The sequence below is a fragment of the Aliivibrio sp. A6 genome (assembly GCF_028765505.1).
Lineage (GTDB): Bacteria > Pseudomonadota > Gammaproteobacteria > Enterobacterales > Vibrionaceae > Aliivibrio > Aliivibrio finisterrensis_A.
In genome coordinates, this window is sequence record NZ_JARACR010000015.1 from 51,111 (window position 1) to 67,289 (window position 16,179).

The 16,179-nt window shown below is 36.9% G+C and carries 13 protein-coding genes; 6 read left to right on the forward strand and 7 right to left on the reverse strand.

What is annotated here, in order from left to right:
* Window positions 1-54: 54 nt before the first annotated feature.
* On the forward strand, window positions 55-2,934 hold the full coding sequence (gene torS, locus PVK70_RS10540; protein WP_130047425.1) for a TMAO reductase system sensor histidine kinase/response regulator TorS: 2,880 nt from the start codon (window positions 55-57) through the stop codon (window positions 2,932-2,934).
* A gap of 133 nt (window positions 2,935-3,067) precedes the next feature.
* A complete protein-coding gene (locus PVK70_RS10545) occupies window positions 3,068-4,708 on the forward strand; it encodes a methyl-accepting chemotaxis protein (RefSeq protein ID WP_130047426.1) in 1,641 nt (546 codons plus the stop codon).
* 85 nt (window positions 4,709-4,793) lie between these two features.
* Here the strand turns inward: PVK70_RS10545 and PVK70_RS10550 are convergent, their stop codons facing one another.
* Window positions 4,794-5,426 (reverse strand): YccT family protein, encoded by a 633-nt coding sequence (locus tag PVK70_RS10550; RefSeq protein ID WP_130047427.1) that lies wholly within the window; start codon window positions 5,424-5,426, stop codon window positions 4,794-4,796.
* 607 nt (window positions 5,427-6,033) lie between these two features.
* Here PVK70_RS10550 and PVK70_RS10555 point away from each other — a divergent pair.
* The 3 genes from PVK70_RS10555 to gspS2 are packed head-to-tail and all read left to right on the forward strand — an operon-like array spanning window position 6,034 to window position 8,716.
* Complete coding sequence (locus PVK70_RS10555) at window positions 6,034-7,221, forward strand: DUF1611 domain-containing protein (protein WP_065595357.1); 1,188 nt, start codon at window positions 6,034-6,036, stop codon at window positions 7,219-7,221.
* Window positions 7,218-8,306: an alanine/ornithine racemase family PLP-dependent enzyme gene (locus PVK70_RS10560; protein ID WP_130047428.1), complete on the forward strand. Its 1,089-nt coding sequence runs from the start codon at window positions 7,218-7,220 to the stop codon at window positions 8,304-8,306. The genes PVK70_RS10555 and PVK70_RS10560 overlap by 4 nt, the downstream gene beginning before the upstream one ends.
* An 8-nt stretch (window positions 8,307-8,314) precedes the next feature.
* Complete coding sequence (gene gspS2, locus PVK70_RS10565; RefSeq protein WP_130047429.1) at window positions 8,315-8,716, forward strand: type II secretion system pilot lipoprotein GspS-beta; 402 nt, start codon at window positions 8,315-8,317, stop codon at window positions 8,714-8,716.
* 861 nt (window positions 8,717-9,577) lie between these two features.
* Here gspS2 and pstB read toward each other — a convergent pair.
* From pstB to moeA, 6 genes are all read right to left on the reverse strand, one after another.
* Window positions 9,578-10,327 (reverse strand): phosphate ABC transporter ATP-binding protein PstB, encoded by a 750-nt coding sequence (gene pstB / locus PVK70_RS10570; protein WP_130047430.1) that lies wholly within the window; start codon window positions 10,325-10,327, stop codon window positions 9,578-9,580.
* 53 nt (window positions 10,328-10,380) lie between these two features.
* Entirely contained in the window at window positions 10,381-11,238 is an 858-nt protein-coding gene (gene pstA / locus PVK70_RS10575; protein WP_130047431.1) for a phosphate ABC transporter permease PstA, read from the reverse strand.
* Between the two features lie 4 nt (window positions 11,239-11,242).
* Complete coding sequence (pstC, locus tag PVK70_RS10580) at window positions 11,243-12,169, reverse strand: phosphate ABC transporter permease subunit PstC (protein WP_130047432.1); 927 nt, start codon at window positions 12,167-12,169, stop codon at window positions 11,243-11,245.
* A 75-nt stretch (window positions 12,170-12,244) separates the two neighbouring features.
* A complete protein-coding gene (locus tag PVK70_RS10585; protein WP_130046078.1) occupies window positions 12,245-13,066 on the reverse strand; it encodes a phosphate ABC transporter substrate-binding protein in 822 nt (273 codons plus the stop codon).
* Window positions 13,067-13,323: 257 nt separating this feature from the next.
* The gene (moeB, locus tag PVK70_RS10590) at window positions 13,324-14,073 is read right to left on the reverse strand and encodes a molybdopterin-synthase adenylyltransferase MoeB (RefSeq protein ID WP_130047433.1); all 750 of its coding nucleotides are present in this window, start codon (window positions 14,071-14,073) and stop codon (window positions 13,324-13,326) included.
* Between the two features lie 10 nt (window positions 14,074-14,083).
* Window positions 14,084-15,328, reverse strand: a complete 1,245-nt coding sequence (gene moeA / locus PVK70_RS10595) for a molybdopterin molybdotransferase MoeA (protein ID WP_130047434.1) — start codon at window positions 15,326-15,328, stop codon at window positions 14,084-14,086.
* A 154-nt stretch (window positions 15,329-15,482) separates the two neighbouring features.
* Here moeA and folE point away from each other — a divergent pair, with 154 nt between their 5' ends.
* Entirely contained in the window at window positions 15,483-16,136 is a 654-nt protein-coding gene (gene folE, locus PVK70_RS10600; RefSeq protein WP_130046081.1) for a GTP cyclohydrolase I FolE, read from the forward strand.
* The last annotated feature ends 43 nt before the right edge of the window (window positions 16,137-16,179 follow it).

The following is a 16,179-nucleotide window of genomic DNA, read 5'->3' on the forward strand; positions in this document are numbered from 1 at the left end:
AGGTTGGTGATATGATACTCGCATTACTCTCTTTTCTAAAGTGCATTCAAGATTATGTTATTTGCTTCTACAGGGATCGGTCGCAAGCTGTTTCTTACTTTTATGGTAATGATTGCCCTCATGGCTTTTGGGTCCGTGGTGGGGGTTTTAGGCTTCTCATACGTTGAAAAAACCGAAAGAACCGTAATTGATTCTGCAATTCCAGCCGTCATTGAAGCTCGATATATTTCAGACTTAAGTACCAAGATTATTTCTACCTCTCAACTGCTCTCTCAAGTTGATTCTGAAAAAGAGAGAAAGACTTATGGTAAAGAGTTATTCACCTCAATTGAAAGCTTATACGACCGTTTAAAAGGGTTAGGTGTTTATCCGTTTGATAAAGCCTTACTGACGCGGTTGGATCATCAAGTTCAGGATATTGTCGATAACTTAGCAACAATGGGTAATAACGTTGGCGAAAAGGTGGTTTTACATCGACTTATTCAAGAAAAAAGCAAAAAACTAACAAAAGCCGCATTACAGCTTGAGGAGTTATCCCGTTCCCAAGTGCTGAACTCTAATACTATTACTATTGCTAATGTCGTTAAAATTTACGATTTAGTCGAAAATGGCGATAAAGACTCTGTTTATAGAGCGCTTGATACACTTGTTGAAATCGACCTAGATCTAGCGGAACGATTACATGAATTGCGTTTATTGACGTTCAAAGTTGTGAATACTCTTGATGATGCAAGAAACAGTAATGATATTGCTAAAGTAGAAAAATTACGCCAAGACTTTACTCGAGATATGACCATCATTACTCGTCGTGTTCAAGCGGTTGAAGACCCGAGCCGAACTCAACAAATGTTAACGTTGGCAAATAACCTAACAAAAAGTGAACGTCTCTTTAGTGAGCTTATCCAGCTAGTTAATATTAATAAAAAATTGAAAGCATTAAGTGATGAAAACATACATCAATTTCAAGAATTAAACCTCACGATTGCTCAATTGCTTGATCAAGCTAATGATGTGACTCAGCAGGCGGTTGCTGATGTAAATTTTGTTCTTAAAGTGGTACAACAACTGCTTATCTCTATTACTTTGTTAGGACTCTGTTTAGTTATCTATATCATGTGGCGCTATGTTTATGCCCGTGTAATCATGAGGTTGAACCAATATGAACAAGCGATTACGGATGTTGCTAATGGGCAGCTTGATATTGAATTAGACACCTCTGGCGATGATGAGCTAGCGCAAATGGGACGATCAATCTTAGTTGCTCGCGATACCGCTCAAGAGCTTCAAGATTATAAAGACAGTTTAGAGTTACAAATTGCTCAGCGAACACAAGAGCTTAAATCAAGTAATGAAAGACTAAATGTTGAGATCATTAATCATGATAAAGCGCGTGATTTAGCCGAACAAGCTAACCGAGCTAAGTCTGCTTTTTTAGCCACAATGAGTCATGAAATTAGAACACCTCTTAATGGCGTTTTAGGTACAGGAGAACTCCTTCGTGGCAGTGGTTTAACAGCACAGCAAAAGCAATATGTAGATATCATTAACCGTAGTGGTGAAAACCTTCTTGATTTATTAAATGACATTTTGGATTACTCAAAAATAGAAGCGGGTCATTTATCGATCCGAACGGTGAACTTTAATGTCCATTCAATGATCACCGATGTCCATCATTTATTTAGCTCAAGAGCGCAACAAAAAGGTATAACCTTATCATTTGACGTGCCAGCTGATATCCCGGCATGGTGGTTAGGGGATTGCACTCGAATTAGGCAAGTTCTTAATAATTTTGTGGGAAATGCGGTTAAATTTACCCATACCGGAAGCGTGACTATCCAGTTGCATACTATTTTAGACAGTACTTTATTATTTGAAGTGGTGGATACTGGTGTTGGGATTGCTGAGCATGAAATTGATAGTTTATTTGAGGCCTTTACTCAAGCAGAAGAAGGCCAGAAAGTGTATGGCGGGACAGGATTAGGACTAGCTATCAGCCAGCGCCTTATTGAAGCTATGGGTGGTGAAATTGGGGTGGACTCTAAAGAAGGGTTAGGCAGTACTTTTTGGTTCTCTTTAGATTTAGAAGAGGGCCATAGTATTACAACCTCTAATGATGAAGGAATAGAACCTACTGTGGCGCCAGCCCATTTACTTTTAGTTGAAGATAACCCTGTTAATCAAATGGTCGCGGTTGGTTTTCTTGAGCGTTTAGGCCATAAAGTAACGGCGGTAGATACAGGATCTCTTGCGGAAAAAGCAGTGAAAGAGACGCAGTTTGATATGTTACTTCTAGATATTAATTTACCAGACACTGATGGCGTATCATTACAAAAAAGATTAAGAGATATTGAGAAATCAAAAGAGAATACTGAAGGAAATACACCGATGTTGGCTGTTTCTGCGCACGTATTTAATGAAGATGTTGAGAGCTATTTAGCTGCAGGGTTTGATGGGTTCTTGGCAAAACCATTGGTGGAAAACCAACTTATAAAAATGTTGAATCGTTTTTTGAGTGATGCCCATCAAGTTTCAGAATTGAGTAAGATTTCTGAATCTGAAAAAGTGATTCAAATGAATAATGGTGTGAAAGAAGAGACAATAGCAATGATATTAGACGAGAAAGTACTTCAAAGTGATTTAGCGGTATTAGGTGAAGAGCGAATGCTTAAAATCATTAATTTATTTAAACAGTCTTCTAAAGAGAATGTACTTCAACTAAAAGAAGCAATAGACAGTTCTGATGCGCATCAAGTTAATCAACTAGCACATAAATTAAAAGGTTCAGCAGGAAGTTTAGGACTAATGCAACTTCATTCGCTTTGCCATGCTTACGAGCAGCATGGAAAAAATAATGATATATCACAGTGTAAAAATGATGAACTAAGTCAGATTTATGGCGCTGCAATTTTGTCGATAAATGAATTTTTTACTTAATAAACAGGTAGATAGTGAAAGTCTTCATTCAATTGTGAACTACGTCGATTATTCGCCCTCTTTATGTATTGTTTTTGAGAATTCTAATGATAATGTCCGAGGATATCAGAACTGGTTTGCCTTAGGAGAGGTCATGAAACTAATTGGACGTTTATCAGTAGGTCATAAAATCGCAATTCCATTGTTGGCGATTGTTTTATTATTTAGTACGATTTCAATTCTAAATGTAATTAAGTTGAATCAACAGGAAGGCATTAACTATCAACTTGTTGATCTTGTTCAACCTGTTAATGAAAGTTTGGAAGATGCTTATCGAGATCTTTATCAAGTCACAGCAGCAGCACAAGGACTAATGCTATCGACAACTGTGGCTGATATTGAGCACCATACTTTTGAATTTAAAGATAATGCATATAAAGCACTCCCTCGAATGAAGAAAGTTCAAGGGCTTTATGAAGCCAATATTTTACCTTCTCATACCCAGTTTGAATTAACTACCTTGATTAAAGCGGCTGAAAAGTGGATACAGTTATACGAGCCTCTATTCTCTGACCCGAATAATTCACAAGAATATTATCAAAAAAATAGCGATCAATTAGATGAGCAATTTAAGACGATGCGTAAGCAGTTAAAGTCAATTAGCCGTCTTATTGTAGCAGAACAGGTTAAGCTTAGGGAGCAGAGCTACGAAGGGGTTCAATCCGTAAAATTAATTTCAGAAATTGGTGCCGCGGGTGCTGTTATTCTTGCTTTGCTAGCCATTTGGTCATTAGGTAATGGAATTGTAAGACCGATTAAATCACTTGAGAAAGCCATGTCAGAGGTTGCCTCTGGTGATGCTGACTTAACGCAGCGAATTGCCGTATCTTCTGAAGATGAAATAGGTAAGTTGGCACAAGCGTTTAACCAATTTGTATCAAGAATTCACGGTACAGTATCGAATGTGATTGTCTCATCTAATGCGGTTCGCTCTGAAATGGACAATATTCAAGAAATAACACGAAACATTGCTGAATTTTCTACCAGCCAGCAACAAGAGAGTGAAGTTGTTGCAGCGGCTGTCCATGAGATGCAGGTAACCAGTGATACGGTTAATGAAAATGCGAATGAGGCGGCACAAGCAAGTCTTGGAGCAACAACTGAATCTGAAACGACAGAGGCAATTTTACAACAAACGGTAGTTTCAATTCAGACCTTAGCTGATGAGATTTCACAAGCAGGGGATGTCATTCAAACGTTGGACAGCGATGTATCTAATATTGCATCTATTCTTGATGTGATTAAAGGGATTGCAGAGCAAACGAATTTATTAGCATTGAATGCAGCGATTGAAGCGGCTCGTGCTGGAGAGCAAGGACGTGGCTTTGCCGTTGTTGCTGATGAGGTTAGGGCGCTAGCGAGTAAGACTCAAGACAGTACTGGCGAGATTCAGAAAATGATTGAACGCCTGCAGTCAGGAGCGAAAGAAGCGGTTGTTGCTATGGAATCTAGCACAAAGAGTGGTGAAAATACCATTAAGTTAGCAAACCAAGCTTCACAGTCATTACAACAAATTACGAATGCAATTGTTACTATGAATGATTTGAATACGCAAATAGCAACAGCAGCAAATCAGCAAAGTCATGTTAGCCATGATGTAAACGTAAATGTTCAACGCATTGCGGATAATAGTTCACAAATGGTTACCATGGTGAGCAACTCAGGTAATGCGTGCGAATCACTTTCTGAGCAGTGTCAACAGTTGGATAATTTGGTATCTCAATTTAAAGTTTAATAAATTCAATAAATTCAATAAATTGAAAACAAGTAGCCTACCATTAACGGTAGGCTATTTTTATTTGAGAGTAATAATTATGGTATTATTTTGCGTCTAACACAAAAGAGGCAAAGCGTTTCTTTGTTTCTTTATCTGCTTTTTCATACCAATAATGCAGCATTTGTTCTGCTGTATTTTCGCCTTGTTCGTTTTTAATTTCTTTATGAGTTACTGTTACCATGCCTTCTTTAAAGGCTGCTGGCGCATCAGTGGAATTAAATTGAGCTAATTCAAATTGAATATTTCGACCTACTTGAACACCATGATGAATTAATTGCGCCTGAGTAAATGGGACGATTTCGCCATTTTGGTCAATTAAATTCCAATTCAGTTCAGTATTAAAGGCTTCGGCTTTCTCTGGAGAATTATACGTAGGGAATTTAAAGGCTAACTCTTTATCTGAAGCTGAAAATTTAGAGACGATAATATCACTAGATACAATAATGTTGTCTTTACCTTGCTTAAATACAGGATTGTATCGGAATGCAATTTGATGCTCGCCATTCTCTAACTCAAGGGTTGATGTGGTTGAGAAAAAAGAGCTCTTAAGCTCAACTTCTTGGTTATCAACTAATAATAGTTCAACGTTGTCTGGCACCGTTAATTGAATGGCAGCGTTAGCAGAAATGGATGAAAGAAGACAGAAACTAGCAGCAAAAAGAGAATGAATTTTCATTGAGTACACCTCATCATAATAATTTTAATTAAGTGTACTTAGATTATGAAGATAAGGAAATGGTTATAAAAGAGAATGTGAAAAGTAAAAATATTGATTAGATATGACAGAAAAGGTTTTGTGGTGATTCTACTTCAAAGTGGAAAAGTTAACATAAAATGATTCTGTTGTTTTAGTTATTTCAACTACGGCAATTAACCAACCAAATATTAAAAAGTCAATCTGAAGTAAAACTAACGATTTAATCAGATAAACCAGTCAATATAAACAAAGCAACCAGTGAGAAGGGAACAGATTTAAGCTTGAATTTGGGAAATATGAGCATGAGTTATTCGATAATAAGAATGAAAAAATCTAGTAGTATGAATCTCCTTCGCGTGAAACTCACTTTAAATACGAAAGGTTAAATATTTGTTTGCTGCGTGACAATGTATTAATGATTGTTGTTTACATGGAAATAATATGTTTTTTATTGTGTTTATTTAAGTTAACTGTGCTATTGTGGCCTTTCTTCCCTACCGCTTAGTAGGGACCTCTCGTTCTTTCCGATATGACACTTCGGCACCCACCAGTTGCCCCTCTAAGCCTTAAATTATTAGGCTTTTCTATGTCAAAATTAAACCAAAGTTATTCAAAAATATCTCTCAACAGCAAAATTGAATTGGACTCTACTTCTAAACCATTTGATTTATTATTTAGTCAAATTAATCCAATTACCCCTACTGCTATTATCTATTGTGAAGGTCATTTTGGAGATGTTGATGGAAAAACAGCGAATGGTCTTATAAGACATTCACATAATTACAGAATTCTTTCTGTTATTGATAGTAAAAAAGCAGGTTTAGATTCAGGAGAGGTACTGGGAGAAGAAAAAAACGGAATTCCTATAGTCTCTGATATTAAAGAAGCTGTTGCTCTTGCTGAAGACCTCCCTGATTACTTCATATTTGGAATAGCACCATCTAGCGGAGTATTAACTGATTTTGAAAAAGAGATAGTTCTTTATGCAATGTCATTAAATATGAATATTGTAAGTGGGCTACATGAATTTTTAACCGAAAATATTGAATTTATAGAAGCAAGTAAAAAGTATAGTGTGAATATTTTAGATGTGCGAAAACCTAAAGATAAAAAAGAGTTAAAAGCATTTAGCGGGAAAATCCATAAGGTAACCTGTCCACGTATTGCCGTTATGGGAACTGACTGTGCGATAGGAAAACGAACAACAGCAACGATATTAACAAAAATCTTACGAGAAAAAGGTCTTAAAGTTATTATGATTGCAACAGGGCAAACAGGTATTATTCAAGGTGCACCTTATAGCGTGGCTCTAGACGCTGTACCTTCTCAGTTTTGTGCGGGAGAGTTAGAAGCAGTTATTGTTGAAGCTTATGAGAAAGAAAATCCTGATCTTATTATCATAGAAGGGCAAGGTTCGTTAAGTCATCCTGCATTTTCTACTAGTGCTTTCATATTAAGAGGAAGTTGTCCGACTGGTGTTATTTTACAACATGCACCTAAAAGACTTCATCGTAGTGATTTCCCCGAGATGCCTATGCCATCAGTTGCTTCTGAAGTCGAGCTTATTGAAATGTTTTCTAATACCTCTGTCATAGGATTAACTTTAAATCATGAAGGAATGTCTGCGGAAGAAGTGGCTCTTTCTATTCAAACATATTCAGCTCAATTGAATATTCCTGTTACAGATGCTTTAGCTCAACCTGCTGATGATTTTCTGAATATGATGTTAACTGTTTTTCCTGCACTAGAAAAAAACATGATAATGAACACTTGAGCTATCCTCGGTTAGATATTAATTGCACTAAGATTTATTTTAATACTCGAACATTAATTAATAAGCTTTATAAAAAAAGGATATCAATAACGCCAGTTACAAAAGTATTTTTAGGTAACCCAATAATTACAAATGTATTGATAAATGCAGGGGTAAATATGATTGCTGATTCGCGCGTAGAGAATATTGAAAGAATAAAATTGTCAGGAATTAAAATACCTACGATGTTAATTAGAACACCAATGATTAGTCAGATAACGAATGTGCTTAAATATTGTAATTTTAGTCTTAACACTGAAGTTTCAGTAATTAAAAAACTGTCATTAGAAGCTTGTAAATTAGATATTAAGCATGGGGTCATTATAATGATTGAACTTGGTGATCTTAGAGAAGGGGTTATGCCTCATCAATTATTTGATTTTGTCAATAAAATAATAAAGTTGCCGAATATTATCATTAAAGGTATAGGGGTGAATCTTGCTTGTCGTTATGGTGTAGTTCCAGATAAAATGAAGATGTCTCAACTTTCTGAGCTTGCGACTAGTGTTGAAAATAAATTTAATATTAAATTAGATATTATTTCTGGTGGTAATTCTGCATCTCTTTATTGGGCGATTAATAATAAGAATCAAACAAGGGTTAATAATCTTCGATTAGGGGAGTCTATTTTCTTAGGATGTGAATCTCTTTATCAAAAACCGATTAAAGGATTATTTACTGATGCAATAACACTGACGGCTGAGGTAATTGAATCAAAAATAAAACCATCTTTACCTTGGGGAGAAAGAGGGTGTAATGCCTTTGGAGAAAAGGAAGATATCTGCGATAGAGGATTAGTGTTACAAGCCATTATTGCTTTAGGGCGACAAGATGTTTCGATATCAGGGATCAAAGCTCCTAAAGGGATAACTATAGTATCCTCAACCAGTGACCATTTAGTTGTTGAGGCGATTAAGTATCCACTATTTGTTGGTCAAAAAATAAAGTTTGAATTAGATTATAGTGGTTTATTATCTTCGATGTCTTCACCGTTCATATATAAAAACTTTCAAAATGTAAAAGGATTTGAATTATTAAAGAAGTAATAATGTAAATGTTTATTTGTAGGGTGTTTTTATTTTTATTTTTGTTGTGTTCACTTCTTTCTTGTAGTTCAAAGATAAATAATAAACTTATTTTTTCATTGACTAATTATAGGGCTGATATTATATCAAAATATTTACCTTATAAAGTTGGTAGTGTGACGTTATTATCAGTGACGGCAGTTAATGATAGGGTTAATATATATGTAATGGTAAGTAAATATATAAATATTAAGAGGTTGTTATATAATGTCACTGTGAGGTTTTGTGAAAATATAGAAACAAGAGGTTTGCTGAATCGAGGTGTTTCTTATCGAATTGTTATTTTGAATACAAAAAAAACAAAAGAATTAGAACATGTAATAACTTTAAACTTATGTGCTAAAAATAGTGATTTTAATGAGCCAACATAATTTTCATACTAAAATTAATAACGCAGTGTTATTAGACTATGATAGTTTTAGTTTATGGGAAAGAGCGTTTCTTTCTGATATTTTATACAGGATAACCTATAAAAAGAGTATATCAAAAAAACAAGAGGCATTAGTAATTAAAATAATAGATAAGAGGCTCTTATAATCTAAAGAATTGGAAATATGATTTTTATTACTTATGATAAATATGTAGGGTAAGATAATTTATATATAAAAGCCCTTTAATTTAAGGCTTTTATATTTTAGAGTATGTAGATTTGAGATGTTGTCACTTTCCTTTTTCAAAATTAAATGATATTAATACGTTAATTTATACTAAGTACTAACGGGAAAGTTTTCAATACTTAAGTTATTGATATCATGTAAAGTGATAGACCTTAAATTCCCGATAACTTCTTTGTAGGTACTTAATGAAGTACTATTTTATCTAATGCTTTTATAGCAACAACAAATTCTCCGTCATACTTCGGAATCCTTCTTCAATGAATGACTCACTTGTTCTTGCGACACTATATTAAGTTACGATACTTTAATTAATCAGATAAAGGTGTACGAATGCTACCTATTAAAAATTACCAATAAGCAATAGTTGAGCAGATTATTCAACAAGCCTCTTCCTTACCGATCCTCCTTATTTTCAAGTAAAGAAAAACGTATGAGATAACCAGTGGCTTGATGTTGAAATGTTTCTTACGTGGCTACGGTTGATAAGTTGTCGAAATAAAAATCCATGGTCATAGTGAGTTTAAATTTGATATAAAACATATAGTTAAATAATAAAAAAGCCCCTAACTAGAGGGGCAAGAGTTTCCATCGCTTTGTTATTATTCTTTGAATCAATTAACCAAAGTCACCGTTTACATAGCCTTGTGTGCGGTCATCTTTTGGTTTTGAGAAAATAATTTGAGTGTCATCGTGCTCAACCAATTCACCCATTAGGAAGAAAGCCGTTTTATCTGAGATGCGGCGTGCTTGCTGCATTGAGTGAGTCACAATAACAATGGTGTAATCTTTCTTTAGGGTTTCCATTAGCTCTTCAATTTTATGCGTTGCTATTGGATCAAGTGCTGATGTTGGTTCATCCATTAAAATAATGTCTGGTTGCATTGCAATCGTTCGTGCAATACATAGGCGTTGTTGTTGACCACCAGATAATCCAAAAGCATGTGATTTTAGACGATCTTTCACCTCATCCCATAATGCTGCACTGCGTAATGATTTCTCTACTACAGCATCTAACTCTTTCTTATCTTTAACGCCCTGTGCTTTTAAGCCGTAAGCGACGTTTTCATAAATGCTCATTGGGAATGGGTTCGCTTTTTGGAAAACCATTCCAACTTTGATGCGTAGGTCAGCAACATCAATGTTACCGTAAATATCGTTACCATCTAGACTGACAAGACCTGTGATTTTTACGTCTTCAATCAAATCATTCATGCGGTTTAAACAACGTAAAAGGGTTGATTTACCACAGCCAGAAGGACCAATAAGTGCCGTTACTTGCTTTGCAGGGATTGGCAAATTGATGTTTTTAAGCGCTTGGTTTTGTCCGTAAAAAAGGTCTAGGTTTTCAATATTAAACTTATTCATTGTATTTTCCTTATCAGCCGCAACTTATTGTCGTGCCACTGATTTAATTTATTTTAGTAAGATGCTTTATTGATTTTTCGAGCCAATAGCTTGGTTAGCATATTAATGATAAGAACAAGAACGATAAGTACGGTTGCCGTTCCATATGCTTGGTTCCACTCGTCGATAGTAAATAATTCTGTCGTTAGCTTATAAAGGTGAACGGTTAGTGTACGACCTGAATCCAGTAATGAATCAGGAATACGAGCTACCATACCAGCTGTTAAAAATACAGGCGCAGACTCACCGATAACACGACCAATACTCAAAATAACGGAAGTTAAAATACCTGGTATTGCACTTGGTAAGATTAAGCGCCAAATCGTATAAATTTTTGATGCGCCAAGTCCGTATGAACCTTCACGAAATGTTTGAGGCACAGCCATTAACGCTTCTTCTGTTGTACGAATTATTACTGGTAGTATCAAAATACTCAGTGTTAGAGCGCCAGATAGGATAGAGAATCCAAGACCTAGAATACCAACAAAGAAAGTCATACCAAATAAACCAAAGATAATCGATGGAATACCCGCTAACGATTCAGTACAAAAGCGAATCACTTTAACCAGTTTACTGCCTACCTTTGCATATTCGGTTAAGTAAATTGCCGTCATGATCCCAAGCGGGGCAGCAACAGCAATAGAAGCAAACACCATGTATAAGGTTGCGACTATCATAGGGAAGATACCGTGTTCTTCGCCTGTTCGTGTGTAGTTATCGGTAATGAATGACCAACTTACGTGTTGCATGCCATTCGAAAGGATGTACCAGATAATCCAAAATAGGAAACCTACGGTAATTGCAGCAGATAACCAAATGAATCCTGAAGCAATCTGGTCTTTAATTTGACGCTGTTTCTTTAATTTATTCATGATCTTATTTCGCCGTTTCACGGTTTAAGTAAAGAAGAATGCCATTAAGAGACATGATAAATACAAGCAATACCACACCGGTTGCGTATAGGGCGTTGGCGTGAATGCCACTTGCGTATGACATTTCAATTGCGATATTTGCGGTTAATGTTCGAGCTGAATCTAAAATTCCTTCCGGCATTGCTGGGGCGTTACCCATTACCATGATGATTGCCATGGTTTCTCCTAATGCACGAGCAATACCAAGAATTACGCCTGTCATGATACCTGAACGAGCAGCAGGAAGAAGGATACGAAAAATAGTAAATATTTTAGAAGCGCCAAGTGCCAGTGAACCTTCTCTGTATGTTGACGGAACCGCACGGATGGATGTTTCAGATACCGTAATTACCGTTGGAAGGATCATCACACCAAGAACAATAATACCAGCAAGAATAGTGTTACCTGCAGGGACTTGGAATATGTCTTGAATTAATGGAACAATAATAACAAGGCCAAAGAAGCCATAGACAACTGATGGGATACCCGCGAGAAGTTCAACGGCTGGACGAATAATATCAGCGATTCGTTTAGGTGCAATTTCAGCAATAAAAATAGCGGTAAGAATACCAACGGGAACCCCAACTAATACCGCGCCAAAAGTAGACACAACTGAGGCAACGATCATGGTGAATACACCATACAGTGCAGGTGGCAACCAATCTTGGCCTAATACAATACCACTCACACCAGCTTGCTGAAATGCAGGGATACTTTCTTTAATGATGAAATAAGCGATAGTCGCTAGTGAAACAATACCAATAACAGCACAACTTAAAAATAAGCCGTGGAAAATGCGTTCTCTCCAATCTACTCGTTTCTTTTCTCGTAATGGACTGTTAGATGGTTTTACTTGATTTTCTGTATTTTGATTATTCATTGCGATGGTCATAATAAATACTCACATGTCGAAAAATTCGAAATGGAAAAATGCCCAACCTTCGCAGGTCAGGCAATAGGGTAGAAATTAGTTAACTGAGATGTAGCCTTTCTTTTCAACAAGGTTTTGAGCGGTTTCAGCTGTCATCCAATCAAGGAATTTTTGAGCTTCTGCTGATGGTTGGCCTTCTTTGTATAGAACAAGGAATGGACGTGATACTTTGTATGTGCCGTTTTTGATATCTGCAATACTTGGCTCTACATTATCAATTGCTAGTGCGTGTACTGAGCTATCAACAGTACCTAAAGAGATGTAACCAATTGCGTATGGGTTACTTGCTACCATTGTTTTTAGAGCACCGTTGCCGTTAGCAACTTGAGCTCGTTGTGAAATCGCTGATACTTTCATGCCTGATACTTTTTTCTTCAGGCTCATGATGTCTTCAAATGCACCACGAGTACCAGATGCAGTATCACGAGTAATTACAACAACAGGTTTGTCTGCGCCGCCTACTTCCTTCCAGTTTTTCACTTCACCTTTGTAGATAGCCGTTACTTGCTCTGATGTTAACCCTTTAAGTTTGTTACTTGGGTTTACTACAACAGCGATACCATCATGAGCGACAATCAGCTCTTTAAGTGCTGGTTCTTTTTCTGATGATTTTAGATTACGTGAAGACATACCTAAATCAGCAGACCCATTTTTTGCTGCTTTTACACCAGCAGAGGAGCCTGGACCTTGAACTTCGATAAATACGTTTGAATGGTCTTTCATGTAAGTTTCAGAAAACACTTCCATAAGAGGAGTGACACTGCTTGAACCTACTGCAGAAATGGTTTCCTTTGCTAAAGTTGGTGCTGCTACTACTGAACTAATAATTGCTAGTGCGCCGATTACTGACTTTTTCATTTTCATTTCCTTTGTCTGGCATTCATGCCGTAATTAAGTTGACGAGGTCACTTTAGGAAAATTATGTGACAGTTATATTTCAGTTTTCTTAAATGTGTATTACATGAGAAGAAAGGTTAACTCTGATTCTTACTATTTCGAGGGGGAAGGTTTATATTTGTATTTGTTTTTATTGGGGATTTTATGGATATTGAAAATAAAAAAGGCGGTAACCTTTTATGGTTTCACCGCCTTTAAATAAATAATTAAATGTGTTTTTAATGACTGCAAACAGAGCAATTAGGCATTTTAGCCAACTTCATTTCTCGCCAATTCATCGATAGGGCATCAAGAATTAGCAGTTTACTGATTAAAGGTTGACCGTAATTGGCTAATACTTTTATCGCTTCTAGGGCTTGGACTGAGCCAATAATTCCAACAACAGGAGACATTACCCCCGCTTCTACACAAGTTAATGCTTGTTGGCCAAATAAGCTGCTTAAACATTGGTAGCAAGGCTCATCATCTTGATAAGTATAAACACTGACTTGACCTTCCATACGAATTGCAGCACCAGAAACTAATGGTGTTTTAGATTCAAAACATAATCGGTTTAATTGGTTACGTGTATCGACATTATCGGTGCCATCAAGAACAAGATCATGAGAGGCAATTAATGAGCGTAACTCGTCATCAGATAGACGCTTATCTACCGTGTTGATGTGGCAGTTTGGGTTAATTCGATTTAACGCCATTTTAGCTGATACAACTTTCTTTACACCGATAGTCTCATCACTGTGTAATACTTGTCGCTGAAGATTTGAAAGCTCAACGCTGTCATCATCAACCAGAGTCAGATTTCCAATGCCCGCCGCTGCTAAATATTGACTAGATGCGCAACCTAGACCTCCAGCACCAATGATCAGTATAGAGCTTGCTTTTAATGCTTCTTGGCCATCAAAATCAAAATTACGTAAGATGATTTGACGGTTATAACGAAGCATTTCATTATCAGTTAATTCACTCATGAATAAGCTCTTAGTATAGTGATGCGTTGAAAAGTTCGATGTTAACCGTTTCACCCGCTTCAACACGGCCACGCTCACGTTCTAATACGACGAAGCAATTGGCAACACTCATTGAACTGAAGGCACCAGAACCTTGATTACCCGTCGTCGATACCTCAAATTGGCCTTGTTCATTAATAGAATAAATGCCACGTTGATAGTCAGTACGGCCAGGGTGTTTTTTAAATGCAGATGTTGCTTTTGCAGGGATTGATTTTGGTGCTTCCCATTTTGTATGGCCCGCAAGTTTTGCAAGCATTGGCTGTACAAGTACATACATGGTTAACATTGCTGATACTGGGTTTCCAGGTAAACCGCAGAAGTAAGAATTTGGTAATTGACCAAAAGCAAAAGGTTTACCTGGTTTAATGGCCAATTTCCAAAAACCGATCTGACCTAATTCATCCAAAATATCTTTAGTATAATCCGCTTCGCCAACACTTACGCCGCCAGAAGTAACAACAACATCGGCTTCTTTGTTAGCTTTTAAGAATACTTCTTTTAGTGTTTCTGGGCAGTCAGGGATAATACCAAGATCGATCGCTTCGCAACCAAAACGTTCAATTAATACTTTAATACCGTAGCGATTACTGTCGTAGATTTGACCATCTTCTAGTGGTTGACCAAGGGGCTTAAGCTCGTCACCTGTTGAGAAGAAAGCGACTTTTGGCTTATTTACTACGGGAATATCATTAATACCTAATGATGCAATTAACGGAATGTCGCGTGGCGTTAAACGATGACCTTTAGCAAGGACAGTTTGACCTTGAGATACATCGTCGCCAATCGGACGAATGTTCGCCTGTGGTTTTACATCTGCAAGATTAAGTTCAAAGGTAATGCCTGCATCTGATTCTGCTGTTAATTCTTGCATAATCACCGCATCACAGCCTTCAGGGATTTTAGCTCCTGTCATAATGCGAATGGTAGTTTGTGTTTGCCATTCACCTTCAAATGGCACACCAGCAAAAGACTTACCAGCGACAGGTAAGGTTAAAGATTGCTCTAAATCTGCAATACGTACCGCATAACCGTCCATTGCCGAGTTAGCAAATGGGGGAACATTAATAGGAGAACGAATATCTTCAGCTAATACAAAGCCAATGGCGTCAGCAAGCGCTAAAGAATGGGTCTTTGATACTGGAGAAACTTGAGATAATAAGGTTTCTAAAGCGGTTTCTACTGGAATTAAACCTTGAGTTGCGCAGCAATCCATTAGGGTACTCTCTACATTAATCGTAATAATGATTGAACATTACCATATTTTGACCTTTAACATCTAATAGACCTAATAAAATCAGGGTGTATTTATTTGACAGAGCAGGTATCCTTAGCGAAGTTCAATTGATTATGGAATTTTGGAGTATACGATGTCATCACTTAGTGAATCAGCCGTATTAGTGCGTGATGCCCTTGTTGCACGTGGTCTTGAGACGCCAATGAAAGAAAATGGTGTTAGTCGAGAAGAAAAAAAAGAGCGCATAGAAGAGCATATGCGTGAAATTCTAACGCTATTAAGCCTTGATCTTAGTGATGATAGCTTAGAGGAAACACCACACCGTATTGCAAAGATGTATGTGGATGAAATTTTCTCTGGTTTAGATTATGCAAATTTTCCGAAAATCACAGTGATTGAAAATAAAATGAATTGTGATGAAATGGTACGTGTTAACGATATTACGTTAACCAGTACTTGTGAGCATCATCTAGTGACGATTGATGGTAAAGCTACGGTTGCTTATATCCCACGTGGAAAGATCATCGGATTATCTAAAATTAACCGCATTGTTCGCTTTTTTGCGCAGCGTCCACAAGTTCAAGAGCGTATGACGCAACAAATTTTAGTGGCTTTGCAAACCTTATTAGGCAGTGACGATGTAGCGATCACAATGGAAGCGACGCATTATTGTGTTAAGTCTCGTGGCGTTATGGATGCAACAAGCAGCACAACAACGACTGCGCTTGGTGGGATTTTTAAGAGAAACCCAGCAACAAGACATGAGTTTTTAAGCGGTATCCGCTAGATATTACGACAGCATAGACAGTAAAAAGCCCGTAACTTAGTCG